This is a genomic window from Massilia sp. MP_M2, assembly GCF_039123635.1.
GTDB lineage: Bacteria > Pseudomonadota > Gammaproteobacteria > Burkholderiales > Burkholderiaceae_D > Telluria.
Genome location: NZ_JBCHJF010000009.1, coordinates 65,041 through 90,593, shown reverse-complemented (window position 1 = coordinate 90,593; position 25,553 = coordinate 65,041). Strand labels below are relative to the sequence as shown.

The 25,553-nt window shown below is 64.7% G+C and carries 18 protein-coding genes and 1 other RNA gene; 14 read left to right on the top strand and 5 right to left on the bottom strand.

Translation table 11 applies throughout. The features are described 5' to 3' along the window. Positions 1 to 232: 232 nt before the first annotated feature. The 6 genes from RCH14_RS18245 (at position 233) to RCH14_RS18220 (ending at position 10,619) form a co-directional block, all read left to right on the top strand. Positions 233 to 1,570 carry an MFS transporter gene (locus RCH14_RS18245; protein ID WP_343027526.1) on the top strand — a complete coding sequence of 446 codons (1,338 nt, stop codon included), beginning with the start codon at positions 233 to 235 and terminating at the stop codon, positions 1,568 to 1,570. 126 nt (positions 1,571 to 1,696) lie between these two features. Next, the gene (locus RCH14_RS18240) at positions 1,697 to 3,328 is read left to right on the top strand and encodes an alpha-D-glucose phosphate-specific phosphoglucomutase (protein ID WP_343027525.1); all 1,632 of its coding nucleotides are present in this window, start codon (positions 1,697 to 1,699) and stop codon (positions 3,326 to 3,328) included. 25 nt (positions 3,329 to 3,353) lie between these two features. Continuing rightward, positions 3,354 to 5,033, top strand: a complete 1,680-nt coding sequence (locus tag RCH14_RS18235; protein WP_343027524.1) for an alpha-amylase family glycosyl hydrolase — start codon at positions 3,354 to 3,356, stop codon at positions 5,031 to 5,033. A 60-nt stretch (positions 5,034 to 5,093) separates the two neighbouring features. Then, positions 5,094 to 6,113 (top strand): alpha/beta hydrolase, encoded by a 1,020-nt coding sequence (locus RCH14_RS18230; protein ID WP_343027523.1) that lies wholly within the window; start codon positions 5,094 to 5,096, stop codon positions 6,111 to 6,113. Between the two features lie 45 nt (positions 6,114 to 6,158). Then, complete coding sequence (locus RCH14_RS18225; protein ID WP_343027522.1) at positions 6,159 to 8,024, top strand: glucokinase; 1,866 nt, start codon at positions 6,159 to 6,161, stop codon at positions 8,022 to 8,024. 279 nt (positions 8,025 to 8,303) lie between these two features. Next, positions 8,304 to 10,619: a diguanylate cyclase domain-containing protein gene (locus RCH14_RS18220; protein ID WP_343027521.1), complete on the top strand. Its 2,316-nt coding sequence runs from the start codon at positions 8,304 to 8,306 to the stop codon at positions 10,617 to 10,619. A gap of 71 nt (positions 10,620 to 10,690) precedes the next feature. On the opposite strand, the gene RCH14_RS18215 is transcribed toward RCH14_RS18220, so the two are convergent. Both RCH14_RS18215 and RCH14_RS18210 read right to left on the bottom strand, forming a co-directional pair. Continuing rightward, positions 10,691 to 13,405 carry an alpha-1,6-glucosidase domain-containing protein gene (locus tag RCH14_RS18215; RefSeq protein WP_343027520.1) on the bottom strand — a complete coding sequence of 905 codons (2,715 nt, stop codon included), beginning with the start codon at positions 13,403 to 13,405 and terminating at the stop codon, positions 10,691 to 10,693. A 7-nt stretch (positions 13,406 to 13,412) separates the two neighbouring features. After that, positions 13,413 to 14,996 carry an oligopeptide:H+ symporter gene (locus RCH14_RS18210; RefSeq protein ID WP_343027519.1) on the bottom strand — a complete coding sequence of 528 codons (1,584 nt, stop codon included), beginning with the start codon at positions 14,994 to 14,996 and terminating at the stop codon, positions 13,413 to 13,415. A 280-nt stretch (positions 14,997 to 15,276) separates the two neighbouring features. On the opposite strand from RCH14_RS18210, the gene RCH14_RS18205 reads away from it, so the two are divergent. Together RCH14_RS18205 and RCH14_RS18200 are read left to right on the top strand one after the other, a co-directional pair. Next, entirely contained in the window at positions 15,277 to 16,917 is a 1,641-nt protein-coding gene (locus RCH14_RS18205; protein ID WP_343027518.1) for an alpha-glucosidase, read from the top strand. Further along, a complete protein-coding gene (locus RCH14_RS18200; RefSeq protein WP_343027517.1) occupies positions 16,917 to 18,764 on the top strand; it encodes a glucokinase in 1,848 nt (615 codons plus the stop codon). Before RCH14_RS18205 ends, RCH14_RS18200 begins: the two co-directional genes overlap by 1 nt. On the opposite strand, the gene RCH14_RS18195 is transcribed toward RCH14_RS18200, so the two are convergent. Then, on the bottom strand, positions 18,761 to 19,234 hold the full coding sequence (locus tag RCH14_RS18195; RefSeq protein WP_343027516.1) for a hypothetical protein: 474 nt from the start codon (positions 19,232 to 19,234) through the stop codon (positions 18,761 to 18,763). The genes RCH14_RS18200 and RCH14_RS18195 overlap by 4 nt on opposite strands. A gap of 214 nt (positions 19,235 to 19,448) precedes the next feature. On the opposite strand from RCH14_RS18195, the gene RCH14_RS18190 reads away from it, so the two are divergent. Continuing rightward, a complete protein-coding gene (locus RCH14_RS18190) occupies positions 19,449 to 20,864 on the top strand; it encodes a PEP-CTERM sorting domain-containing protein (protein WP_343027515.1) in 1,416 nt (471 codons plus the stop codon). Between the two features lie 122 nt (positions 20,865 to 20,986). Here the strand turns inward: RCH14_RS18190 and groL are convergent, their stop codons facing one another. After that, positions 20,987 to 22,633 carry a chaperonin GroEL gene (gene groL / locus RCH14_RS18185; protein ID WP_343027514.1) on the bottom strand — a complete coding sequence of 549 codons (1,647 nt, stop codon included), beginning with the start codon at positions 22,631 to 22,633 and terminating at the stop codon, positions 20,987 to 20,989. 38 nt (positions 22,634 to 22,671) lie between these two features. Next, a complete protein-coding gene (gene groES, locus RCH14_RS18180; protein ID WP_183555885.1) occupies positions 22,672 to 22,962 on the bottom strand; it encodes a co-chaperone GroES in 291 nt (96 codons plus the stop codon). Positions 22,963 to 23,325: 363 nt separating this feature from the next. Here groES and RCH14_RS18175 point away from each other — a divergent pair, with 363 nt between their 5' ends. The 5 genes from RCH14_RS18175 (at position 23,326) to RCH14_RS18155 (ending at position 25,552) form a co-directional block, all read left to right on the top strand. Continuing rightward, positions 23,326 to 23,640: a hypothetical protein gene (locus RCH14_RS18175; RefSeq protein ID WP_343027513.1), complete on the top strand. Its 315-nt coding sequence runs from the start codon at positions 23,326 to 23,328 to the stop codon at positions 23,638 to 23,640. After that, the gene (locus RCH14_RS18170; RefSeq protein WP_343027512.1) at positions 23,637 to 23,948 is read left to right on the top strand and encodes a cell division protein ZapA; all 312 of its coding nucleotides are present in this window, start codon (positions 23,637 to 23,639) and stop codon (positions 23,946 to 23,948) included. The genes RCH14_RS18175 and RCH14_RS18170 overlap by 4 nt, the downstream gene beginning before the upstream one ends. Before the next feature lie 46 nt (positions 23,949 to 23,994). Continuing rightward, positions 23,995 to 24,176: non-coding RNA, 6S RNA (gene ssrS / locus RCH14_RS18165), on the top strand. 87 nt (positions 24,177 to 24,263) lie between these two features. Further along, positions 24,264 to 24,734, top strand: a complete 471-nt coding sequence (locus RCH14_RS18160) for an EVE domain-containing protein (protein WP_343027511.1) — start codon at positions 24,264 to 24,266, stop codon at positions 24,732 to 24,734. Between the two features lie 2 nt (positions 24,735 to 24,736). Then, on the top strand, positions 24,737 to 25,552 hold the full coding sequence (locus tag RCH14_RS18155) for a sulfite exporter TauE/SafE family protein (RefSeq protein ID WP_407070094.1): 816 nt from the start codon (positions 24,737 to 24,739) through the stop codon (positions 25,550 to 25,552). The last annotated feature ends 1 nt before the right edge of the window (position 25,553 follow it).

Here is a 25,553-nt window from a genome sequence, read left to right as displayed (position 1 = left end):
TCGCCTCTGTTGTTTGACTACAAAACGCCGTCGACTCTGGGGTGTGGCGCCCGTCGCACCCGCAGATCTCCGCGATTGACACCCCGATACCCCCATGTTATTTTGCTACAGATACGCTGGCAGGCTGGTTGCCTGTTCCGGCACGCCTCTGCACCAACGGCGCGCACCATCAGTGCGCCGCGCATTCACATAACAGCGCCCGCTCCCGTGTCGGGCCAGATTGGGGACACACATGGATATGCAATCGACCGTGCTCAAACCACGCCTGTCGTTCTGGCAGCTGTGGAACATGAGCTTCGGTTTCTTCGGCATCCAGTTCGGCTTCGCGCTGCAGAACGCAAATACCAGCCGTATCTTCGCCACCCTCGGCGCGGATACCGAAAACTTTTCCCTCTACTGGCTCGCCGCGCCTGTCACGGGTCTGCTGGTCCAGCCGATCGTCGGCTACCTGAGCGACAACACCTGGCACCCGAAGTGGGGTCGCCGGCGGCCGTTCTTCTTCATCGGCGCCGTGCTGGCTGCCATTGCCCTGTTCCTGATGCCCAATTCCACCGCGCTGTGGATGGCCGTGGCCGTACTGTGGATGATGGATGCCGCGATCAACGTGTCGATGGAACCGTTTCGCGCCTTTGTCGGTGACAAGCTCGATCCGTCGCAGCAGACGGCTGGCTACGCGATGCAGACCTTCTTCATCGGTTGCGGCGCGGTCATCGCCTCGCTTTTGCCGACCTTCTTTGAAAGCATGGGCGTGTCGAACGCCGTCATCGGCGGCGTGATCCCCGACACCGTGCGCTACTCGTTCTACGTCGGTGGCCTCGTGTTCTTCCTGGCCGTGACCTGGACCGTGGTGTTCGCCGACGAACTGCCGCCGCCCGACATGGAAGCGTTCAAGAAAGAGCGTGCCGCCTCGCGCAGCGTCGGCGTGGCCATCGCCGAGATCTTCGGCGGCTTTTCCAAGATGCCGCGCACGATGGTGCAACTGGCGTTCGTGCAGTTCTTCACCTGGATCGCGCTGTTCGCGATGTGGATCTATGCCGGCACCGCCATCGCCGACAGTGTCTACGGCACCACCGACGCGCAGTCGAGTGCGTACCAGGACGCCGGCAACTGGGTCGGCATCATGTTCGCGGTGTACAGCGGCGTGTCGGCGCTGGCCGCCTTCATCCTGCCCGTGTTTGCGCGCATGACCAGCCGCAAGGTCGTCCACGCGACGTGCCTGACCATCGGCGGCCTGAGCCTGGCCAGCGTGTTCCTCATCACCGACAAGAACATGCTGGTCGTGCCGATGATCGGCATCGGCATCGCGTGGGCATCGATCCTGACGATGCCGTACGCGATCCTGGCCGGCTCGCTGCCCGCCAAGCGCATGGGCTACTTCATGGGCCTGTTCAACTTCTTCGTCGTGATCCCGCAGATCGTCAGTGGCCTGCTGCTGGGTTTCGTGACCAAGCACCTGTTCGGTGGTCACGCCGTGCTGACGCTCGTGCTGGGCGGCGTCTGCATGCTCGTTGCCGCGCTGCTGACCCTCCTGGTGACGGACAAGGCGGCGCCGGTACGCGCTGCCGTGTGACGCCCATGGCGCACGGTGCGCGCGTGCGCGCCGTGAATCCGGCGTCTGTCGTATCGTAACGTTTTATCAACATTGTCCGGCGCTGTCCGAACGTGTTGTGAACGCTTACATTGACAGGAGTAGAGCATGACCATCCAGACCGTCGCGACCACCCCGTTTGCCGGGCAGCGCCCCGGCACATCGGGCTTGCGCAAGAAAGTGACCGAGTTCCAGCAACCCGGCTACCTTGAAAACTTCGTCGAGTCGATTTTCCTGACGCTGGGCGAAGGCGCTTGCCGTCACCTGGTCGTCGGCGGCGATGGCCGCTACTTCAACCGCGACGCGATCCAGACCATCCTGCACATGGCGGCCGCGCACGGGGTCGAACGCGTGCTGGTGGGCCAGGGCGGCATCCTGTCCACGCCGGCCGTGAGCTGCGTGATCCGCAAGCACGGCGCCCAGGGCGGCATCGTGCTCTCGGCCAGCCATAATCCGGGCGGCCCGGATGGCGACTTCGGCATCAAGTACAACATCGACAATGGCGGCCCGGCGCCCGAGAAAATCACCGACGCCATCTTCGCGCACACGCAAACGATCACGCAGTACCGCATCAGCGACGCGCCGGTCGTCGACCTCGATGTGCTGGGCACCACCCATCTTGAAGACATGCTGATCGAAGTGATCGACCCGGTGGCCGACTACGCCGAGCTGATGAAAGGCCTGTTCGATTTCGACGCGATCCGCGGCCTGTTCGCAGGCGGCTTCCGGATGCGCTTTGACGCGATGCACGCAGTGGCTGGCCCCTATGCCAGCACGATCCTCGAAGGCATCCTCGGGGCGCCGGCCGGCACGGTCGTCAATGGCGTGCCGAGCGAAGACTTCGGCGGCGGGCATCCCGACCCCAATCCCGTCAACGCTCACGAGCTGATCGCCGCGATGACCGCGCCCGATGCGCCGGACTTCGGGGCCGCCTCGGACGGCGACGGCGACCGCAACATGATCGTCGGGCGCGGCATCGCCGTCACGCCATCGGACAGCCTGGCCATCATCGCCGCCAACGCCACCGTGGCCCCGGGTTACGCGGGCGGCATCAAGGGCATTGCGCGTTCGATGCCCACGTCGATGGCGGCCGACCGCGTCGCCCAAGCGCTGGGCATCGCCTGCTTCGAGACGCCCACCGGCTGGAAGTATTTCGGCAACCTGATGGACGCCGATCTCGTCACGCTGTGCGGCGAAGAGAGCTACGGCACCGGCTCGTTCCACATCCGCGAAAAGGATGGCCTGTGGGCCGTGCTGTTCTGGCTCAATCTGCTGGCGGTGCGCGGCCAGACGGTCGAACAGCTGCTGGCGGCGCACTGGGCCCGCTTCGGCCGCAATTACTATTCGCGCCACGACTACGAAGCCGTTGATGCCGGCGCCGCCGGCGCCATGATGGATGCGCTGCGTGCGCGCCTGCCCGAACTGGCGGGGCAGACACTGGCCGGCCACCAGATTGTGCTGGCCGACGACTTCGCCTATACCGACCCGGTCGACGGCTCGGTCTCCACGCAGCAGGGCATCCGCATCATCATGGCGGACGGCTCGCGCATCGTGCTGCGCCTGTCCGGCACCGGCACCGAAGGCGCCACCGTGCGGGTCTACCTCGAACGCTACGAAGCCGATCCGGCGCACCACAACCTCGACACGCAGGCCGCGCTGCAAGGCCTGATCGATCTGGCCGAGAGCCTGTCCAGCCTGCGCCAGCGCACCGGCCGCAGCGAACCCACCGTCGTCACCTGACCCCTTCACCACACAGGAACCCCGCATGAAACTACCCGTCCTTGCTTCCGCCATGCTGCTCGCCTTTGGCGCGATGGCCTCTGCCAGCGCCCAGTTGCCCGGCCCGGCCCCCGCCGGCAAGCCGTTCGTCTGGGAGAACGCGACCGTCTACTTCTTGCTGACGGACCGCTTCAACAATGGCAACCCGGCCAACGACAGGGCCTACGGGCGCAGGGATGACGCGGCGCCGCTGCGCGGTTTCATGGGTGGCGACATCGCCGGCATCACGGCCAAGATCAAGGAAGGGTATTTCACCGACCTGGGCGTGAACGCGATCTGGCTGACGCCCGTGATCGAACAGATCCACGGCGCGACCGATGAAGGCACCGGCAAGAGCTACGCCTTCCACGGCTACTGGGCGAAGGACTTCACCGCGCTCGACGCTGCGTTTGGCACCGAGGACGAACTGCGCACACTGGTCGACACGGCCCACGCCAAGGGCATCCGCATCGTGTTCGACGTGGTGATGAACCACACGGGCCCTGTCACGCCGCAGGACAAGGTGTGGCCGGCGTCGTGGGTGCGCACCGGCCCGACCTGCACCTACAAGGATGCGCGCACGACGGTCGACTGCACGCTGGTGGCGAACCTGCCGGACTTTTTGACCGGCAGCGACAAGCCGGTGCCACTGCCGCCGCACCTGGTGGTCAAGTGGAAGAAGGAAGGGCGCTACGAGCGCGAAGTCAAAGAGCTCGACGCGTTCTTCAAGCGCACCGGCTACCCGCGCGCGCCCCGTTACTACCTGATGAAATGGCACGCTGACTGGGTGCGCAAGTTCGGCATCGATGGCTTTCGCGCCGACACCGTCAAACACACCGAGCCTGGCCTGTGGAAGGAACTCAAACAGGAAGCGAGCCTGGCGCTGGCGGACTGGAAGCGCGCCAACCCGGCCAAGAGCATCGACCAGAAGCCGTTCTGGATGGTGTCCGAGGTCTACAACTACGAGATCAAGCACGCGCGCAAGTTCGACATGGGCGGCGGCGAGTTCGTCGACTACCTGGACCAGGGCTTTGACAGCATGATCAGTTTCAGCCTGCGCAGCGACGCCAAGCGCCCGTACGAGCAGGTATTCTCGGAATATTCAAGCATCCTGCACGGCGACATGAAAGGCTTCTCGGTGCTGAACTACATCAGTTCGCACGACGACGGCAGCCCGTTCGATCCGCTGCGCCAGCAGCCGTTCGAGTCGGCCAACAAGCTGCTGCTGGCGCCCGGCGCAGCGCAGATCTACTACGGTGACGAAACGGCGCGCATCCTGAAGTTCGACGGTGCCGAGGGCGACGCCAACCTGCGCACGTTCATGAACTGGGACGAGCTGGCATCGAACGCCGAACGTGGCCTGCACCGCGTGGCCGATATCCGCGCGCACTGGGCGCGACTGGGGCGCTTTCGCGCCGCGCATCCGGCTGTCGGCGCTGGCAAGCACAAGATGATCGGCTCGAGCCCGTACACGTTCAAGCGCACGTGGGAACAGAATGGCGTGAGCGACCGGGTGGTCGTCGCGCTGGGCTTGCCGGCGAAGGAGCCGGTGGCAATTTCAGTCGGCGGCGTCTTCAACGACGGCGCCACGGTGCGCGACTGGTACACCGGCAAGACCGCCGTGGTCAAGGACGGCAAGGTGCGGTTCGAGACCGCCGCACAGGTCGCGCTGATCGCGCAGGACTGACCGGGTTCTGGGATAGACTGGCCGCTCCGTCCACTTCTCGGCGCCAGTCTGCCCACCTCCATGCCCGTCTTTACGCACATCGCCCGCGCCATCGCGGGCCTCTGTTTCGCCCTCGCGCTGGCCCCGGCGCAGGCGCAACCGGCCGCCGCGCCAGTCTACGGCGCCGAGCTCGAAGAATTCGCCTACCCCGCGCCAACGCAGCAATATCGTTTCAGGTCGCAGGGCGTCGACCTGCAGATGACCTATATGGACGTCAAGCCGGCCAGCCCGAATGGCCGCACCGTGGTGCTCATGCACGGCAAGAACTTCTGCGGCGCGACCTGGGCCGGCACCACGAATGCACTGCGCGACGCCGGCTACCGCGTCGTGGTGCCCGACCAGATCGGCTTTTGCAAATCGACCAAGCCGCAGCACTACCAGTACACGTTCCAGCAACTGGCCGACAACACGAGCAAACTCCTGGCGTCGATCGGCGTGAAGAAGGCGATCGTCATCGGCCATTCGACTGGCGGCATGCTGGCCACGCGCTACGCGCTGATGTATCCCGAGCTGACGGACCAGCTGGTGATGATCAACCCGATCGGCCTGGAAGACTGGAAGAACCTGGGCGTGCCGTCGCTGGGTGTCGACAAATGGTATGAGCGCGAGCTGAAATTGTCGGCCGAGCGCGTACGCGAGTACGAGCGCACGACCTACTACAACGGTGAGTGGAAACCCGAGTACGAAGTGTGGGTGCAGATGCTGGCCGGTATGTACCGTGGCAAGGGCAAGGAACTCGTGGCCTGGAATTCGGCGCTCATCTACGACATGATCTACACGCAGCCGGTGGTGCATGAATTCCCGTTGATCAAAACGCCGACCTTCCTGCTGATGGGCTTGAAGGACACGACCGCGATCGGCAAGGACGCCGCGCCCGCTGCCGTGCGGCCAACACTGGGCAACTACGCGGTGCTGGCCGAGAGCACGCGCAAGGCGATTCCGGGGGCGGTCTTGGTAACGTTCCCCGAGATGGGGCACGCGCCGCAGATGCAAAACCCGGTGCAGTTCCACAAGGCGCTGCTCAAGGGACTGGTGCGCTAATCGGCGGCCATTCTTTTGTCATTCGGTTAATGCTATCCTTGCGCGATGACGGAAGACCCTGATCCAAAAAGCAAACCACCGCGCGCCGCCTTTGCCGACGGCCCGCGCCTGCTGGCCGACATCGGCGCCACCCACGCGCGCCTGGGCCTGGAGACCGCGCCCGGCGTGCTGGGCCAGGTCGCGGTGCTGCTGTGCGACGACTTCGACGGCATCATCCCGCTGCTGCACGCCTACCTCGAACAGCATCCGGGCGGGCGCATTCACCACGCGGCCTTTGCGCTGGCCAATCCAATCAGCGGCGACTTCATTCGCATGACGAACCGCGACTGGCAGTTCTCGCTAGATGCCGTGCGCCGCGCGCTGGGCCTGTCGACGCTGTTGATCGTCAACGACTTCACCGCGCTGGCGATGGCGCTGCCGGGCTTCCAGTCGAAAGACCTGCTGCAGATCGGCGGCGGCGCGCCGCAGACGCATGCCGTCTCGGGCGTGCTGGGCCCGGGCACGGGTCTTGGCGTCTCGGGCGTGATCCCGACCATCGACGGTTTTGTCACGCTGGGCAGCGAGGGCGGCCACGTCAACTTCGCGCCCAGCGACGAGCGCGAATTCGCGATCCTGCAGTACGCGTGGCGCGAGTGGCAGCACGTCTCGAACGAGCGCCTGATCTCCGGCCCCGGCATCGAATTGATCTACCGCGCGCTGGCGCTGCGTAACGGCGTCGAAGCGCCAGCGCGCAGCACCGCCGACATCGTCAGCGCCGCGCTCGATGCGCACGATGCGCTGTGCCTCGAGGTGCTGGAGACCTTCGCCGGCATGCTGGGCAGCGCGGCGGCGAACCTGGCCGTGACGCTGGGCGCGTTTGGCGGCATGTTCATCGGCGGCGGCATCGTGCCGCGCCTTGGCGCCTGGTTCGCGCAGTCGCCATTCCGTGCGCGCTTCGAGGCCAAGGGACGCTTCCGGGACTACATCGCCCAGATTCCGACCTACATCATCATGACGCCCAACCCGGCGCTGTACGGCGTCTCGGCAATCCTGTCCGAGCACCTGCGCGGGCGCAGCGGCGCCAACACGCTGACCGACCGCGTGCAGCAACTGCTGCACGAGCTCTCGCCGGCCGAGCAGCGCGTGGCCGCGCTCGTGATCGAGCATCCGCGCAAGGTGCTGTCCGAACCGATCGCCGAGATCGCGCGCCTGGCCGACGTGAGCCAGCCGACCGTGATCCGCTTCTGCCGTTCGCTGGGCTTTCAGGGCCTGGCCGAATTCAAGCTCAAATTCGCCGGCAGCCTGACCGGCACGATCCCCGTGCGCCACAGCCAGGTGCGCGTGACCGACAGCACCCATGATTTGTCGGCCAAGGTGATCGACAACACGGTCTCGGCGATCCTCAAGTTTCGCGATGCGCTCGACGTGCACGCGATCGACCGCGCCATCGAACTGCTGCGGCGCGCGCGCCGGGTCGAGTTCTACGCGCTGGGCAATGCGCGCGCGGTGGCGCTCGATGGCCAGCACAAGTTCTTCCGCTTTCGCATCCCGGCCGCGTCGTACGGCGATGCGCACCTGCTGAACCTCGCTGCCGGTTTGCTGGGGCCGGGCGACGTGGTGATCGCGATTTCCACCGGCGGGCAGTTGCCCGAGCTGCTCGAGGCGGTCGATACGGCGCGCGAGCGTGGCGCCGACATCATCGCCATCACGGCCAGCCGCTCGCCACTGGCGAAAAAGGCCAGCGTGTGCCTGGCGGTGGACCACAGCGAAGACAGCACGAGCTTCCTGTCGATGATCTCGCGCATCCTGCAACTGCTTCTCATCGACATCATGTCGGTCGGGATTTCGCTGGGCGCGCAAGGGGAGGGCAGCGGGCATCAGCAGAGCGATATCGATGCGCGCCGGCTGCTGATTTCGCACCTGGATATCTGAGAAACCGCGCACCGCTGAGTCGCGGAGACGGCGAAACATGGCCTGCATTGCGGGTCATGCCTGGCCCGTGCAGGCGCTTTTGTACCGATGTCTCGCCAAAAGTTGTCGAAAAAACGTCAACGCCACGCGACGCACGGAACGGAACGTGTAGTTTCCGCACGGCACTGCGTGCTACCATTTCACGTGGCTCCCCAAATCCCCGGCGCCGTGTCGACAGGGCCGTCCTGCCCTGTCGTCCCCCGTTCCGGACCATGGAAGAGGTTTATCATCGTCAGCCAAATGTTAATTGAACAGGCCCGCCTTGCCGCGCTGGCCGAACTGCAGATTCTCGACACCCCAGCCGAGACCCGCTTCGACCGCTTTACCCGCCTGGCCGCCATGACGTTCGACGTGCCGATTGCGCTGGTATCGCTGATCGATGCCGAGCGCCAGTGGTTCAAATCGCATCACGGCCTGGAAGCCTCGGAAACCCCGCGCTCGCTGTCGTTCTGTAGCCACGCGGTGCAGGCGCGCGCGCTGCTCGTGATCGAGGATGCCGCGCAGGATCCCCGCTTTGCCGACAATCTGCTGGTCACCGGCGAGCCGCACATCCGCTTTTATGCCGGGCATCCGGTCTACAGCGATGGCGAGGCCGTGGGCACGCTGTGCATCATTGACCGCGCGCCGCGCCGCCTGAACCAGGAGCAGCGCCAGGTACTGGCCGACCTGGCCGGACTGGTCGAAGTCGAAATCAATCACCTGAAGGCGGTGACTGCACGCATGCTCGCCGAGCAGGCGCTCAAGTCGTTCAATACCGACCTGGAAGTCCGCATCGCCGCCCGCACCACCGAGCTGGAAGACAAGGTCGGGCAACTGTCGCACGAAGTAGCGCAGCGCGAAGCGGCCGAAGCCATGTTGCGCGAGAGCGAAGCCTGGAACCGCACCATCATCGACTCGTCGTTCAGTGGCTTCATCGGCACCGACAGCGACGGCGTGGTGGTGGCATGGAACACGTCGGCCGAGCGTATCTTCGGCTGGTCGGGCGAGTACGCACGCGGCCGCCAGTTGTCCCAGCTGGTGATGCCGGCGCAGCAGCGCGAAGCGCATGACGCGAACATCCGCCGCCTGCTCGATACCGGCACCGGCCCGTACCTGAACCAGAATGTCGAATTGCCAGCGCTGACCCAGAGCGGGCGCCAGATCACGATCCAGATGACGGTTGCGGCCTACGAGTGGAACGGCGCGCGGTACATCGGCGCCTTCGTCAATGACATCTCGGAGCGGATCCGCACGCAGCAGCAGCTGGAAGAAAAACAGGAGCTGCTCGACGCCGTGCTCGAATCGATCGATGTCGGCGTGGTCGCCTGTGACGCTGTTGGCAACCTGACGCTGTTCAACCGCACGGCGCGCACCTTGCATGGTCACGACCTGAAGGCGATCGCGCCGTCGGAATGGTCGCAGTTCTATTCGCTGTACCACGGCGACGGCCAGACCGCGATGACGATGGACGACGTGCCGCTGGTGCGCGCGCTCAAGGGCGAAGTCGTGCGCGACGGCGCGATGGTCATCGCGCCGGCCGGCCGGCCGCCGTACACGCTGCTGGCCAGCGGCCGCCCGCTGCGCAGCGCCCAGGGCAAGACCCTCGGCGCGGTGGTGGCAATGAAGGACATCACCGAACTGAAAGCATCGCGCGATCGCCTGGTCGACAGCGAAGAACGCCTGCGCACGATCACTGATAACCTGCCGGTCCTGATCGCACACCTCGACAAGGATCATCGCTACATGTTTGCCAATACGGTGCATCAGTCGTGGCTTGGCAAGGCGTCCGCGCAGGTGCTGGGCCAGACCATGGTGGAAGCCTTCGGCGAAGACTTCTACCGGCAGCAGAAAGAAGCGCTGGACGATGCCTGGCTGGGCAAGGCCTCGCAGTGCGAGCATGACATCGTGCGCAAGAAGCACATCCGCATCGTCCACTCGACCTTCCTGCCAGATGTGCGCGACGGCGAGGTGGTGGGCGTGTATATCCTGACGACCGATGCCACCGCCGCGCGCATGCACGAACGCAATCTGCACGCGCTGGCGCACACCGATGCGCTGACCGGCATCCCGAACCGGCGCCAGTTCGAGCTGGCGCTGCAGGCAGCGGTCGAACGCGCGCCGCAGCGCGAGCGCGCCTTTGCGCTGTTCTATCTCGATATCGATTTCTTCAAACGGATCAACGACACCTACGGCCACGCAGTGGGCGACATGGTGCTGGTCGAATTCGCACGGCGCGTGCGCAAGGTGGTGCGCAGCTCCGACATGGTGGCGCGCCTGGCCGGCGACGAATTCACGGTACTGCTCGACGAAGTCAACTCGCCGCGCGACGTCGAGCTGGTGGCCAAGAAGATCATGCAGGCGATGGAAGCCCCGTTCATGCTCGGTTCCCAGCCGATTTCGGTGAGTGCGACGATCGGCATTGCGCTGGCCGACGCGCCGGGCGTGACGGCGCTGACGATCAGCGAGCTGGCCGACAGCGCCTTGTATGAGGCCAAGGACAAGGGGCGCAATACGTTTGCGATTGCGCGGCTGGCGATGGTGGCAGCGCCAGCGCCTGTGCTGGAGCATGCTGGCTGATAGCGGCGCCGCTCACGTGCCGGATGATCTCGCTGCCAGCGATCCCCGCGTGGACGGCGTAGCCGTCCACGCTACTCGACGAACACCACCGCCGTACGCGCCGGCACCGTGAAGGTGCCGCTGGCGCTGTCGAAGCGCGCCTTGAGCGCGCGCTTGTCGGCCGCACCTGGCGCGCCATGCACCGGATGCAGCCGCAGGCGCTTGCCGCGCAGCGCAGCGTCCTTGATCGTGTGCGCCTGTTTGTCGACGTTCACCAGATAGCCCATGCCGGCAAAGCCCGCACCCGGATAGCCTTTGCCATCGAGCCAGGCGGCCAGCACGGTCGGCTCCTGCTGCGGCCCCGTATTGAAGAAGCGCAGGCGCGTGTTGATGTCGTCGGCCGTGCGCAGGCGCAGCAGCGTGCTGCTGGCGCGGATGCGCAGCAGGTCGCGGAACGCGTCGCGCGCGAACCCGATGTCGGCGGGCGCCGGCTTCATCGCGGCATTGGCCAGCAGCGGTTTGAACAGCGGCCAGTCTTTCGCGTTGTCCGGCGCCGGCGGCAGGCCGGTGCCGAAGAAGTTGTCCTGGTAGGTCCAGTCGATGCGGTTGAACCAGTCGCCCGAATTGAAGCTGTTGCGGTCGAGCGACTTTGAGCGCAGCGTGTCGATGCCGGCGTGGTAATACGCGACGCCCTGGCTGAATGCATTGATCGCCATCCCCAGCACCTGAACCCGCGCGCGCTCCGCACTGCTGGTTGCCACCGGCAGTTTGAGCACGTTGATGTCGTACAGCGTCTGGTTATCGTGGTTCTCGACGTAGTTGACCGCTTCGCCCGGTTCGCTCGCGTAGCCGGCCGGCTGGTTGCCGCCGTAGACCATCGCCTGCAACTGGCGCACCTGGCCATCGTAGGCCTGCATCGGATACGTGCGCACCGAGCCGGCCAGGCCGACGCGGATCAGGTCCGCCGCGCGCAGCAGGTCGACCTTTTTTGCGTCGCCGCCAAGGGCGTTCGCGTCGTACACCAGGCCATTGATATAGCCTTGCTGCTTGATGACAGGCAGGCCCGAGTCGCCGGGCGAGCCGCCGCGCACGGCGTCGCGCGCGCGGTCGCTGAAGGTGCCGATGCCGGTGCCGTTCAGCGACAGCTGTGACGCCTGCACGAAGCGCGCGCCGTCGGCCACTTCACCGAAATTCCAGCCTTCGCCGATCAGCTGCACGTGGCGGCCCGCCGCCGCGTCGACGGCCTGCTGCAGGCGCACCATCGCCTCGCGCGGCTGGTGGCCCATCAGGTCGAAGCGGAACGAATCGATCTTGTAGTGGCGTGTCCACAGCACCGACGAATCGATCATCAGCTTGGCCATCATCGTGTTTTCGGTCGCCGTGTTGAAGCAGCAGGTCGAGGCTTCGATGCCACCCACGGCATTCAGTCGATGGTAGTAACCGGGCACCACGCGGTCGAGGATCGATTTTTCTTCCTGGCCCGCGATGAAGGTGTGGTTGTAGACGACGTCGGTGCCCACGCGCAGGCCGGCCTTGTGCAGGTCCATCACCATCTGGCGGAACTCGATGATGCGGCGCGCGCCGTCCTGCGGGTCGCTCGCGTAACTGCCTTCGACGGCGTTGAAGTGCTGCGGGTCGTAGCCCCAGTTGAAGCAGTCGGTGTGGGCGGTCTTGACGACCAGCGCCTGCTGGCTCTCGCCATCCCGTGCGCCGGCGGGGGCGGGCTGCGCGCACGCCACTTCGGGGATGCTGCCGATGTCGTACACGGGCAGCAGGTGAATGTCGGTCAGGCCGGCCTTTGCCAGCGCGCGCAGGTGCCGCATCCCGTTGGAATTGGTCTCGCCAAACGCGCCGTACTTGCCGCGTTTGGCCGGCGGCACCGTCTGGTCGATCAGCGAAAAGTCGCGCACGTGCAGCTCGTAGATGACCATGTCGGTCTGCGCCTTGACCGTGGCCGGTGGCTGCGTGGTGTCCCAGCCGGCTGGCTTGAGGTGCGGCGCATCCAGGTCGGCGATATAGCTGCGTTGGGAGTCGGCGTTCAGGCTGACCGAGTACGGGTCGGTCACCAGGTTGCGTACCAGCCCGGCGCCATCGGCGACGACGTCGACTGCGTACTTGTAATACGTGCCGGACAAATCGCGCGGGACGCTGGCAGCCCAGGCGCCGGTGCGCGCATCGGGCGTCAGCGGCAGCACGGCGTTTGCGCGGCCCGTTGCGCTGTCATAGGTGCACACCGCGACATCGCGCGCGGTGGGCGCCCACAGCTTGAAAGCAGTCTGCTGGGCCGTGGGCGTCGCGCCCAGATCCGGGATGCGTTCGGCCGCCGCGTACAGGTCGTCGAGCGCGCCGGCCGCTTGCACGCGCGTTGCGTCGCGCACGGTGCCGTCCGGGTTCTCGTGGACCAGCACCAGCTGTTCGCGGTGCAGGGCAGGCAGGCGCGCCAGGTCGGCGTCCTGCACGCTCAGGGTCGGGCCGCTGGCGACCCATTTGAAGCGCGTGGCTGCAGCTTGCGGCACCGCCACGCGCGAGACGGCCAGCACGATCGCGCCGGCGCTGCCGGTGACCTTGCTGCCGGCCGTGGCCTGGATGGCGCCGACAGGGGAGTGGTACAGGCGATAGACGCCATCGCCAGAGGCGCCGGGCCAGCGCACGAGGCGGCGGTCGAGCCAGACGGCGCGCGCATCGAGTGTCGTGGCCGAGGCACCCAGCACCTGCTGGAAGGCCGGGCTGTCGCAGGTGGCGAGAGGAACAGCAGCATACGCGCTCGAGGACAGCGATGCTGCCAGCAGGACAAGGTGACGTTTCATGAACCGCTTATCCCGCAACGCTGCTGCGATAGTGGTCGACCATCCGGTAGCGCGTCGCATACCACCCGAACGCCGCCGCCGACAGTAGCGCGAACGCGGCAAAGAAGTACATCTGGAACGCCATCACCCCGACGCCCGAGCCTTCGATATACGCGATCACCGACTCGTTTTTCACGCTGGCGTTGACGATCAGCACCCACAGGTTGCCGACCGTGACGGCCAGGTACCACAGCGCCATGATCACGCCTTTCATGGCGGCAGGGGCCTGGCTGTAGGCGAATTCGAGACCCGTTGCCGAGACCAGCACTTCGCCCAGCGTGAGCAGCGCATACGGCGCGATCTGCCACGCGATCGAGACGGCGTCGCCGGCGTCGAGCGCCACCTGCAGATTGCCCACGACGATCCAGGCCGCGGCCGAGAGCACGATGCCGGCCGTCATGCGGCGCAGCGCGGTTGGCTCGATGCCCATCTTGCGCATCAGCGGGAACAGGGCGATGTTATTCAGCGGGATCAGGATCATCACGAGCAGGGGATTTAAGGCCTGCATCTGGGCCGGGATCACGTCGAAGGTCCAGCCCAAGAGGTTCACTTGCGTGGTCATCATGTTGGCCTGCACGATCCAGGTGGAGGCCTTCTGGTCGAACAGCGACCAGAACGGCGTGACGAGCGCGAACACGATCAGGATGCGCAGCACGGCGCGCACGCCGTCCACGGCGTCGTCCGGATGCAGGCCGCGTGCGCGGTTCAGTTGCATCGAGGTACCCATGCCGCCAAAGGCCATCAACAGCACCAGGGCGGTACAGGCGGCGATCACGAAGCCCCATTGCGCCGCCATGGCCAGCGACGCGAGGGCGCCGGCTGCGCCCAGCAAGGCCAGGTTCAGGCCCGGACGGCCCTGGCCGGGCTGCCTGGCCAGCAGCGCGCTTTTCGCCACGCGCATGAACGAGTGCGGATTGGCCGGCGCCGGCGGCACGTGCACGTATTTCTTTTTACCGCTCCAGAACACCATGGTCGCGATGAACATCAGGATGCCGGGCACGCCGAAGGCCCAGGCCGGGCCGTAGTCGCGCAGCAGCAGCGGCATCAGCAGCGATGCGAAGAACGAGCCGAAATTGATGATCCAGTAGAAGGCGTCGAAGACGACTTTCGCCTTGTCCTTGTTGGTGTGGTCGAACTGGTCGCCCACAAAACTGGCCACCAGCGGCTTGATGCCGCCCGAGCCGAGCGCGATCAGGAACAGGCCGAAGTAAAAGCCGTTGACGTTGTCTTCGAAAATCGCCAGGCAGGCGTGGCCCAGGCAATACACGAGACTGAGCCAGAACACCGTGTTGTACTTGCCGAAGTAGCGGTCGGCCAGCCAGCCGCCGAGCAGCGGGAAGAAGTACACGCCGATGACGAAGGTGTGGAACACGTGCTTGGCTTCGCCGGTGCGCATGTCTTCCGGCAAAAACATCAGGAGGGTCGTGATCAGGAATGGCGTCAGGATGTTGCGCATTCCGTAGAAACTGAAGCGTTCGCATCCCTCATTGGCAATGATGTAGGGGATTTGCCGGGGCATGCGCCCGGTGCCTGGCTTTGCGAGAGATGTCATCGAACCGCTTCCTTGAATTGGCAAACAGACGCGATGCTATGACGGGGACGCCTCTCTTTGCAACATAAAAATTGTCGTGAAACAAACTAGAAACAAAGTGGCAACATGCATACGTAGTTTAGGTACGGATGAAGAATCGGCACAATCACATATAACGTTTCAAGTCATTGAAATCAAATGATTAAATTCGATTTATTGCTAGCTGGGTGGAATTGTCAAGAAGGTTCGCCTGATGTATATTGCCTAGAATTCCACATCACGCACCCGCCCGGACTTGCCCATGACCCAGATCTCGACGACCGACAACCCGAACTGGTGGCGCGAAGCCATCATCTATCAGGTGTATCCGCGCAGCTTCCTCGATACCGACGGCGATGGCGTCGGCGATCTGGCCGGCGTGACCGCAAAGCTCGACTATATCGCGAGCCTGGGCGTGGACATCGTCTGGCTCTCGCCGTTCTTCAAGTCGCCAATGGCCGATTTTGGCTACGACATCGAAGACTATTGCGACGTCGATCCGCTCTTTGGCAACCTGGCCGACTTCGACCGCATGGTCGCCAAGGCGCACAGCCTGGGCCTGAAGATCATGATCGACCAGGTCATGTCGCACACCGCTGACACCCACAAATGGTTCGTCGAAAGTCGCGCCAGCCGCGACAATCCGAAGTCGGACTGGTATGTGTGGGCCGACCCGCTCCCGGACGGTAATCCGCCCAACAACTGGCTGTCGGTGTTCGGTGGCTCGTCGTGGCAGTGGGACACGCGCCGCAAGCAGTACTACCTGCATAACTTCCTCGTCAGCCAGCCGCAGCTGAACTTCCACAATCCGCTGGTGCAGCAGGCCCACCTCGATGCGCAGCGTTTCTGGCTCGAGCGCGGCGTCGACGGCGTGCGCATGGATGCCTGCGTGTTCCACTTCCACGACCGCCAGCTGCGCAGTAACCCGCCGGCGCTGGTGCGCGACACGTCAACCGTGACGGACGTGAACCCGTACGGCATGCAGGCGCACCTGTACGACAAGACGCAGCCCGAAAACATCGCGTTCCTCGAGCGCGTGCGTGCACAGCTCGATGAATTTGGCGCCGTGTCGATCGGTGAAATCAGCTCGGACGACGCGCTGGCCCAAATGAGCGAGTACACCGAAGGCGGCAACAAGCTGCACATGGCCTACAGCTTCAACCTGCTCACGCCGGTCTTCAACGCCGCGCACGTGCGCCGCCAGGTCGAGGAATTCAACGAGCGCGTCAAGGATGGCTGGGCCTCCTGGTCGGTCGGGAACCACGATGCGATTCGCGTGGCCACACGCTGGGGCGGTGCCAACCCGGCCCCTGGTTTCACCAAGCTGGTACTGGCGATGCAGCTCTCGCTCAAGGGCACGCCGTGCCTGTACCAGGGCGATGAACTCGGCCTGACCGAAGCCGATGTGCCCTACGAACTGCTGCAAGACCCGTACGGTAAAACCTTCTGGCCCGAGTTCAAGGGCCGCGACGGCTGCCGCACGCCGATGCCGTGGGTCGCCGCTGCGCCGCACGCGGGCTTTACCGACGGCCAGCCATGGCTGCCGGTGGACGCCGCGCACGTCAAGGCTGCCGTCGACGTGCAGGACCGCGACCATGACTCGATGCTGAACTTCCAGCGCCGCTTCATTGCCCTGCGTCGCAGCCTGCCGCAACTCACACGCGGCGAGATCGCATTCTTCGATGCGCCCGAGCCGGTCCTGGCGCTGCGCCGCGACCTGGCCGGGCATGACAGCGTGCTGGCCGCGTTCAATCTGTCGAACGAAGAAGTCAGCTTCGAGTGGCCAGCAACGGACGGCGTGGCGCAGATGCCGGTCGAGGGCCTCGATGGCAGTGCGCAGCAGGGCCACGTCACGCTGGCGCCGTACGGCGCCTGGTTCGGCACCCTGGCGGCGAACCGCTGATGGCCGGCGCGCAGCCCGAAAAATTCGCGCGCACGGCGTTTGCCGATGGCCCGCGCCTGCTCGCGGACATTGGCGCCACGCATGCGCGCTTCGCGCTGCAAAGCGCGCCCGGCGTGTTTCGCGACGTGGCGGTGCTGCGCTGCGAGGACTTTGCCGGCATCGTGCCGTTGCTGCGTCATTACCTGCTCGACCATCAGGATGTCACGCTGCACCACGGCGCCTTTGCAGTGGCCAATCCGATCAGCGGCGACTACGTGCGCATGACCAACCGCGCGTGGGAGTTTTCCACCGATGCGGTGCGGCGCGAGCTGGGCCTGGCCACGCTGTTGATCGTCAACGACTTCACGGCGCTGGCCACCGCCTTGCCCAACTTTGCGCGCGAGGACCTGATGCAGGTCGGTCCCGGCAAGGCGGTGCCGGGCGCGGTCATCGGCGTGCTGGGCCCGGGCACGGGTCTTGGCGTCTCGGGCGGCATCCCGACTGCCGACGGTTTCGTCACGCTGGGCAGCGAAGGCGGGCACGTGAACTTCGCGCCGTTCGACGAGCGCGAATTCGCAATCCTGCAATACGCGTGGCGCGAGTGGCCGCACGTGTCGAACGAGCGCCTGATCTCGGGGCCGGGGATGGAAGTGATCTACCGCGCGCTGGCCGACCGCAATGGCGTCGACGCCGCACCGCGCACGGCCGCGACGATCGTGGCCGGCGCGCTCGAACAGAACGATGCGCTGTGCCTGGAAACGCTCGAGTGCTTCTGCGGCATGCTGGGCGGCGCGGCGGCCAATCTGGCCGTCACGCTCGGCGCCTTTGGCGGCGTGTACATCGGCGGGGGTATCGTGCCGCGCCTGGGCGAGTGGTTTGCCCGTTCGCCGTTTCGTGCGCGCTTCGAAGCCAAGGGCCGGTTCTCGGACTACCTGGCCGACATTCCGACCTGGGTCATCACGACGCCGAACCCGGCCTTCCATGGCGTGGCCACCATCCTGGCCGAACACCTGCGCGGACGCAGCGGCGCCAACACGCTGATGGAGCGCATCACGCAGTTGCGTCATGAGCTCTCGCCGGCCGAAGGGCGCGTGGCCAGCCTCGTCATCGACCAGCCGCGCATGGTGCTCAATGAACCGATCGCCGAGATCGCGCGCCTGGCCGACGTGAGCCAGCCGACCGTGATCCGGTTTTGCCGCTCGCTGGGATTCCAGGGCCTGGCCGACTTCAAGCTCAAGTTCGCCAGCAGCCTGACCGGCTCGATCCCCGTGCGCCACAGCCAGGTGCGCCTGAGCGACAGCACGCACGACCTGTCGGCCAAGGTGATCGACAACACGGTGTCGGCGATCCTGCGTTTTCGCGACCAGCTCGACGTGCGCTCGCTCGACCGCGCGATCGAGATGGTCAGCCGCGCCAAGCGCGTCGAGTTCTACGCGATGGGCAATTCGCGCGCGGTGGCGCTCGATGGCCAGCACAAGTTCTTCCGCTTTCGCATTCCTACTGCGCTGTATGGCGACGCGCACCTGTTCACACTGGCCGCCGAATTGCTCGGGCCGGGTGATGTGGTGATTGCGGTGTCGAATTCAGGCGGACTGCCCGAATTGCTGCAGGCGGTGGACATCGCGCGCGCGGCCGGCGCCGACGTCATCGCGATCAGCAACAGCCAGTCGCCGCTGGCGCGCAAGGCCAGCGTCTGCCTGGCGGTCGATCACGCCGAAGACAGCACGAGTTTTCTGTCGATGATTTCGCGCATCCTGCAGTTGCTGCTGATCGACATCATGGCCGTCGGGATTTCGGTCGATGGCCAGCACGGACCGGCGCCGGGCCAGGATCCGCGCCGGCTGCTGATCTCGCACCTGGACAGTTAATCGGCGCTTTTCAGGTTGACGCGCTCGATCGTGCGGCGCCATTCCTGCAGGCTCAGCAGCGTGTCCGATTCGGTGTCGTCGACCAGGATCTCGCTGCCGTCCTGCGCGACCAGGAAGCTCTCCTGCCGCCGCGCATCCTGCGCGCGGTTCTCGACAAAACTCAGTTGGTAGTACTTCTTGCCATTGACTTCGCGCGGCGCCGGGTTGTCCTCGACCACGGCGCCGCGCGCCTTGCCGCCCGTGCGCCGTTCGATCTGCGCCGACCAGGCAGCCAGCTCCGGCAACGCCAGCAGCGTGGCCATCGCCTGTTCCTTGCTGTACGCGGGCGCCTGGACGACGGGTGCGACCGGCGCCGCTGCGGGCGGCGGCGCCGGCCGCTCGGCGCGCTTGCATCCGGCAACCGCGCAGCACAGGGCGAGCGCGGCAAGGGTGGTGCGCAGGGTGAACGAGGCAGAGGCGCGATTGGACATGGGAGGTTCCGGGAGACGAGACGGCCATACTAAACCATGCTTGTTTTTGCGGCAATATACCTCGCCCGTAACGGCCAGACGACCATTATTATTTCCACATGGAAATGCTTTCGTGATTTTCGCCACGCTCGCCAGGTGTTTCATGGTGGCATCTGATTTATTTAGTGCAACTAATGATATTCTGTAGGATCACTCCTACCAGTAAGTACACCGCATGGACACCCGCGCTAGCTACCAACGCCGTCTCGAAAAAAGTTCGCACCGCGAAAAACGCTTGATGACGCTTGCCGTGCTGGGCGTTGCCGTTGTTGTGGCCGGCGTCCTCCTGCCATCGCCATCGATCAGCTGGCCAACCTTCGGCCTGGCCTCGAGCACGACACCAGCCACCGGGGCCGTCCAGCCTGCGGCGCCGGCGAGCTCGTTAAGCGCGACACCACCGGCCGCGCAGCAGGCAAGCGCGGCGCGGCGTATCTACCGGCACTCGGTCGTGCCGGGCGGCGTGGCAGACAAGGTCGAGCTGGCGCAGATCCTGCGGACCGACCGCGTCGTGGCGGCGCACTATGCCACCTTCAATGTCGACAATGCGCGCGCCGTCACCGTGACATCCCCACGCGCCGTGTACGTCTCATACCGCAAGAACGACCAGATCTACTGGACGTCGAAGAAGGTCATGCTCGAGCAGGGCGAGACGCTCCTGACCGACGGCGAGCACGACATCCGCGCACGCTGCGCCAACCGCATCTCGGACGTGCCGCAGTATCCGGTCGAGCCCCATGGGCCAAGCGAAGCCGAACTCGATACCGTGGTTGGTGTCGCCGCCCCATCCGACAGGGGTGGTGCGGCCGGTGAAGAGGGCGGCCTGCTGGCCGTGGGCATGGACGACCTGGCTGCCAGCGAGGCGGTGGGGCAGCGCTACTACGCGACCAGCTTCCTCAATGGCGCTGGCCTGCTGGCGCTGGCAAATACGACATCGACGCCGACGCCGACGCCGTCCCGCCAGGGCCAGGCGCCGGGACTTCCGGACTGGTATGACGCGCCGATCTATCGTGCTGGCGTGCTGGGCGCCGCCAGCCCGGTGGGCGGCAGCGACGACATGGGCAATGGTACGCCGCCGCTGGTAGCAGACCTTCCCGGAACCGGCACGGTGCCGGGAAGCGTCGGCGCTGGCGACACGGGTGGGTTTGGTCGTCCTGGCAACGACACGGGTCCGATCCCGGTTGCAGCACCGGATGGCGGCGGCGTGACTGAGCTGCCGGTCAAGACGCCGCCCTCTCTGCCAACGCCAGGCGCTGGTACCGATACGCCGGTCGATATGCCTGTGACGCCGACGGCGCCGGGCACGCCAACGACACCGGGCACGCCGGGCACACCGACCACGCCGGGCACGCCAACGACGCCCGATGCGCCAACGATACCGGGCACGCCGACCACGCCGGGCACGCCAACGACGCCCGATGCGCCAACGATACCGGGCACGCCGACGATACCGGGCACGCCAACGACGCCGGGCAATCCCGTGGTCGAGCCGGTCGCGCCGGCCGACGTGCCCGAACCAGGTACGCTGTGGCTCGGCGGCGTCGCACTGGCCGCGCTGTTGTGGCTGCGCCGCAAGGGCCCGCGCGCGCGCTGACACGCGCGCAGCGCACCAAGCGCAGACAACAAAAAACCCGCGAGGTGTGAACCTCGCGGGTTTTTTATCGTGGGTCACCTGGGCGAAGCATGCAGCGCGCTTCGCCCGGATTGCCCCGGCAATTACATCATGCCGTCCATACCACCCATACCGCCCATGCCGCCCATACCACCCATGCCGCCGGATGGCTTGTCTTCCGACAGTTCCGCCACCATGCAATCGGTGGTCAGCATCAGGCCGGCGATCGACGCTGCATTCTGCAGTGCCGAACGGGTGACCTTGGCTGGATCCAGCACGCCCATTTCGACCATGTCGCCGTAGGTGCCGTTGGCTGCGTTGTAGCCGTAGTTGCCGGTGCCGGCCAACACTGCTGCAACGACGACCGATGGCTCTTCGCCGGCGTTCTGGACGATCATGCGCAGTGGCTCTTCCATTGCGCGCAGGACGATCTTGATACCAGCGTCCTGGTCAGGGTTGTCGCCCTTGACGGTGATGTTGGCACGAGCGCGCAGCAGGGCCACGCCGCCGCCGGCAACGATGCCTTCTTCCACGGCAGCGCGGGTAGCGTGCAGTGCATCTTCGACGCGTGCTTTCTTTTCCTTCATCTCGACTTCGGTGGCTGCACCGACGCGGATCACGGCAACGCCGCCGGCCAGCTTGGCCACGCGCTCTTGCAGTTTTTCGCGGTCGTAGTCCGAGGTCGCTTCTTCGATCTGTGCGCGGATCATCTTGACGCGGCCTTCGATTGCTTCAGCCTGGCCGGCGCCGTCGATGATGATGGTGTTTTCCTTGCCGACTTCGATGCGCTTGGCCTGGCCCAGCTCTTCCAGCGTGACCTTTTCCAGGGTCAGGCCGACTTCTTCAGCGATGACCTGGCCGCCGGTCAGGACAGCGATGTCTTCCAGCATGGCCTTGCGACGGTCGCCAAAGCCCGGTGCCTTGACAGCGACGGTCTTCAGAATGCCGCGGATGTTGTTGACGACCAGGGTCGCCAGCGCTTCGCCGTCGATGTCTTCAGCAACGATGACCAGTGGACGGCCAGCTTTTGCGACTTGTTCCAGTACCGGCAGCAGGTCACGGATGTTCGAGATTTTCTTGTCGCACAGCAGGACGAATGGGTTTTCGTGCACGGCGACTTGCTTGTCCGGGTTGTTGATGAAGTACGGCGACAGGTAACCGCGGTCGAACTGCATGCCTTCCACGATGTCCAGCTCGTCGTTCAGCGACTTGCCGTCTTCCACGGTGATGACGCCTTCCTTGCCCACTTTTTCCATCGCTTCAGCGATGCGCTCACCGATCGAGGTTTCCGAGTTGGCCGAAATGGCGCCGACTTGTGCGATCTCTTTGGTGGTGGTGGTTGGCTTGGCGATCTTGCGCAGTTCTTCGACGGTGGCAGCAACTGCCTTGTCGATGCCGCGCTTCAGGTCCATCGGGTTCATGCCGGCGGCAACGAACTTCATGCCTTCGCGGACGATGGCTTGTGCCAGCACGGTCGCGGTGGTGGTGCCGTCACCGGCGTTGTCGCTGGTCTTGGAAGCGACTTCCTTGACCATCTGCGCGCCCATGTTCTGCAGCTTGTCTTTCAGTTCGATTTCTTTGGCGACCGAGACACCATCTTTGGTGACGGTCGGCGCGCCGAACGAACGCTCCAGCACGACGTTACGGCCTTTTGGGCCCAGGGTGACTTTGACTGCATTGGCGAGGATATTGACGCCTTCGACCATCTTGGCGCGCGCTGCGTCGCCGAATACTACTTCTTTAGCTGCCATTTGTTATTTCTCCGAATGTTCGTGAGTGGGGTCAGAAATTACAGTGCGACGATCGCGAGAATTTCTTCTTCGCGCAGCACCAGCAGTTCCTGGCCATCGATCTTGACGGTCTGAGCGCCATACTTGGAGAACAGCACGCGATCGCCGACTTTCACTTCCAGAGGGCGGAGCTGGCCGTTATCTTGCACTTTGCCATTACCAACGGCGAGAACTTCGCCTTGGTCCGGCTTCTCTGCCGCGGCATCAGGGATGATCAGGCCGGACGCAGTTTTGGTTTCCTGGTCGAGACGCTTCACGATTACGCGATCGTGCAGAGGGCGAAGGTTCATGCAAAACTCCTTAATATTCAATGGTTTAACTGGCGTTTTTGACGCCGGCGCAATGACTTGATGCTGCTGCGCCGGTCTGCAAAGAGTTGTTAGCACTCTCAGCTAACGAGTGCTAATTATAGGGACGATAACCTGCCTTTTCAAGGCGCAAGATGGCGAAATCATTTTAAACATGTGATATAGCGCAATGATGACATTGGCATATCTACAATGTTTGTGACCGGCCATCGAGCCAGGCGGCAAGACCGGAGGCGGGAAGACGAGAGGTGCGACGCGTTTTGCGCCGCACGCCAAACCCTTGATACTGCCGCACAGCAATGCGCACCGGTTGACGGAAAAAGCAACTCGATCCTATAGTGTCGAATGATTTCCGAATTCCAAGACCTTTCAGACAAAATCGACCGGCTTGCGCAACTGACCCAGTCGTTGCGTGCCGAGAATTACCTGCTGCGCCAGGCCAATACCCTGCTCAGCACCGAGAACCTCGCGTTCAAGGAGCGCCTGATCGAGGCCCAGCGCCGCGTCGAAGCATTGCTCGACGAGCTGCCCAAGCCGCCGGTCGAAACCGGCGCGGCAGACGCACCTGCTGCAGACGTACCTGCCGCTGAGGCGCCGCTCGACCCCAATGCGCCGATCCCGCCGCATCTCGCCCATGCGCGCCGTCAGGGGGCACTATGATCCATCTGGACGTACATATCATGGGCCAGTCATATCGCCTGGCCTGCCGCGACGGTGAACAGCGCACGCTGCGCGAAGCCGTGAGCTACCTTGATGGCAAGATGTGCCAACTGCGCGATTCCGGCAAGGTCAAGGGCACCGACCGCATCGCCGTGATGGCGGCGCTGAGCGTGGCTGCCGAATTCCTGTCGGTGAAGTCGCCGCAGGGTCCGCTGTCGGACATGTCGATCCTCGAGGTCAAGCAAAAGCTCGAGTCGATGCACACGGTGCTCGATCGCGTATTGGCGAGCCAGGAAAATCTGACCTGAAAGGCCGAATCCGTTTGACAGAGCCGGGCAAAGGAGTAAACTCCTCCTTGCCCTGCGGTGTTCGAGATTTGCCATATATTCCTTGAACCATTCTTACGCATAGGTCGTGGAACAAGCTCGATGGGTGTGAGCGTCGCTAGTCCGACGAACCCGAAATTGATCTGACCGTGACCGCCTTGAACCGTTGTGGTTCAGGATGCCGGCAAAAACGGCACAGGCGGGGACTAAACATACAAGCGGTTGCGCACTCGGTACGCAGCCGCTTTTTTCATGTGTGCTTCCGGTGCATCGTGTGCTGGCAGGGAGAACAGCGCGATGCGCTATTGGTTGATGAAATCCGAGCCCGACGAAGTCAGCTTCGACGATGTTCTTGCGGCCCCCGGCGCCACCGTGGCCTGGTTTGGCGTGCGCAACTACCAGGCGCGCAACTTCATGCGCGATGCCATGGCCGTCGGCGACGGCGTGCTGTTCTACCACTCGGGCGGCAAGCTGCCGGGCGTGGCCGGCATTGCCGACATCGTCAGCGGCCCGTATCCCGACGCATCGCAGTTCGACGCCGCCAGCCACTACCACGATCCGAAGGCCACGCCGGAAACGCCGCGCTGGATCTCGGTTGACGTCAAGGCGCGCGAAGCGGGCCGCTTCGTGCCGCTGGCCGAACTGCGCACCGTTGCTGCCCTCGAAGACATGGTGCTGCTGCAGAAGGGCAGCCGGCTGTCGATCTCGCCCGTCACCAAAGCCCAGTACATGACCATCGTCGCGCTCGTGCGCGGCAAGGGAGCTTGATGATGGTGCCTGCATTCGATCCGCTGCTGATCCTGGCCCTGCTGGCGATGGGCGCGTTTGGCGGCTTCGTGGCCGGCCTGCTTGGCGTCGGCGGCGGCATGATCCTGGTGCCCTTCATCACGATGATTTTCACGGCACGCGGCTTTCCCGAGGCGCTGGTGGTGCACATGGCGATCGCCACCTCACTTGGCACCATCTTCTTTACCTCGTTGTCGTCCGTGCGTGCGCATCACAAGCACGGCGCCGTGCTGTGGCCCGTGGTACGCCTGTTCACGCCCGGCATCCTGCTCGGCGCGTGGGTCGGGCCCTGGATCGGCAAGCAGATGAACACCCCGGTGCTGGCGTTTTTTTTCGGCTGTTTCGTGGCGTTCTCGGCGATCCAGATGCTGATCGGGAAAAAACCGGCGGCGGCGCGCGAACTGCCCGGCAAACCGGGCATGTTCGCAGCGGGCAGCGTGATCGGCATCCTGGCGGGGCTCGTGGGCGCGGGCGGTGCTTTCGTCTCGGTCCCGTTCATGACGCGCTGTAACGTACGCATCCATAATGCCGTTGCCACCAGTGCGGCGATCGGCTTTCCGGTGGCGCTGATGGGTACCCTGTCGAACGTGTATTTCGGCTGGGGCGAACCCGGTTTGCCGCCCTGGTCGCTCGGCTTCATCTATCTGCCGGCGCTGGCGATCATCGTGCTGGCCAGCGTGTCCATGGCGCCGCTGGGCGCGCGCACCGCGCACAAGATGCCGGTACGTCAGTTGCAGCGCATCTTCAGCGTCATCCTGTGTGCGCTGGCCGCCTACATGTTCTGGAAAGCCTTCAACTAGG

What these genes read in the sequence shown, in the direction of transcription:
- RCH14_RS18155 (WP_407070094.1), top strand. Translation starts at nt 24,737, where the DNA reads ATGGTGCCTGCATTCGATCCGCTGCTGATCCTGGCCCTGCTGGCGATG.
- groES (WP_183555885.1), bottom strand. Translation starts at nt 22,962, where the DNA reads ATGAACCTTCGCCCTCTGCACGATCGCGTAATCGTGAAGCGTCTCGAC.
- RCH14_RS18240 (WP_343027525.1), top strand. Translation starts at nt 1,697, where the DNA reads ATGACCATCCAGACCGTCGCGACCACCCCGTTTGCCGGGCAGCGCCCC.
- RCH14_RS18235 (WP_343027524.1), top strand. Translation starts at nt 3,354, where the DNA reads ATGAAACTACCCGTCCTTGCTTCCGCCATGCTGCTCGCCTTTGGCGCG.
- RCH14_RS18225 (WP_343027522.1), top strand. Translation starts at nt 6,159, where the DNA reads ATGACGGAAGACCCTGATCCAAAAAGCAAACCACCGCGCGCCGCCTTT.
- RCH14_RS18220 (WP_343027521.1), top strand. Translation starts at nt 8,304, where the DNA reads ATGTTAATTGAACAGGCCCGCCTTGCCGCGCTGGCCGAACTGCAGATT.
- RCH14_RS18215 (WP_343027520.1), bottom strand. Translation starts at nt 13,405, where the DNA reads ATGAAACGTCACCTTGTCCTGCTGGCAGCATCGCTGTCCTCGAGCGCG.
- RCH14_RS18205 (WP_343027518.1), top strand. Translation starts at nt 15,277, where the DNA reads ATGACCCAGATCTCGACGACCGACAACCCGAACTGGTGGCGCGAAGCC.
- RCH14_RS18190 (WP_343027515.1), top strand. Translation starts at nt 19,449, where the DNA reads ATGGACACCCGCGCTAGCTACCAACGCCGTCTCGAAAAAAGTTCGCAC.
- RCH14_RS18245 (WP_343027526.1), top strand. Translation starts at nt 233, where the DNA reads ATGGATATGCAATCGACCGTGCTCAAACCACGCCTGTCGTTCTGGCAG.
- groL (WP_343027514.1), bottom strand. Translation starts at nt 22,633, where the DNA reads ATGGCAGCTAAAGAAGTAGTATTCGGCGACGCAGCGCGCGCCAAGATG.
- RCH14_RS18210 (WP_343027519.1), bottom strand. Translation starts at nt 14,996, where the DNA reads ATGACATCTCTCGCAAAGCCAGGCACCGGGCGCATGCCCCGGCAAATC.
- RCH14_RS18200 (WP_343027517.1), top strand. Translation starts at nt 16,917, where the DNA reads ATGGCCGGCGCGCAGCCCGAAAAATTCGCGCGCACGGCGTTTGCCGAT.
- RCH14_RS18175 (WP_343027513.1), top strand. Translation starts at nt 23,326, where the DNA reads ATGATTTCCGAATTCCAAGACCTTTCAGACAAAATCGACCGGCTTGCG.
- RCH14_RS18160 (WP_343027511.1), top strand. Translation starts at nt 24,264, where the DNA reads ATGCGCTATTGGTTGATGAAATCCGAGCCCGACGAAGTCAGCTTCGAC.
- RCH14_RS18230 (WP_343027523.1), top strand. Translation starts at nt 5,094, where the DNA reads ATGCCCGTCTTTACGCACATCGCCCGCGCCATCGCGGGCCTCTGTTTC.
- RCH14_RS18170 (WP_343027512.1), top strand. Translation starts at nt 23,637, where the DNA reads ATGATCCATCTGGACGTACATATCATGGGCCAGTCATATCGCCTGGCC.
- RCH14_RS18195 (WP_343027516.1), bottom strand. Translation starts at nt 19,234, where the DNA reads ATGTCCAATCGCGCCTCTGCCTCGTTCACCCTGCGCACCACCCTTGCC.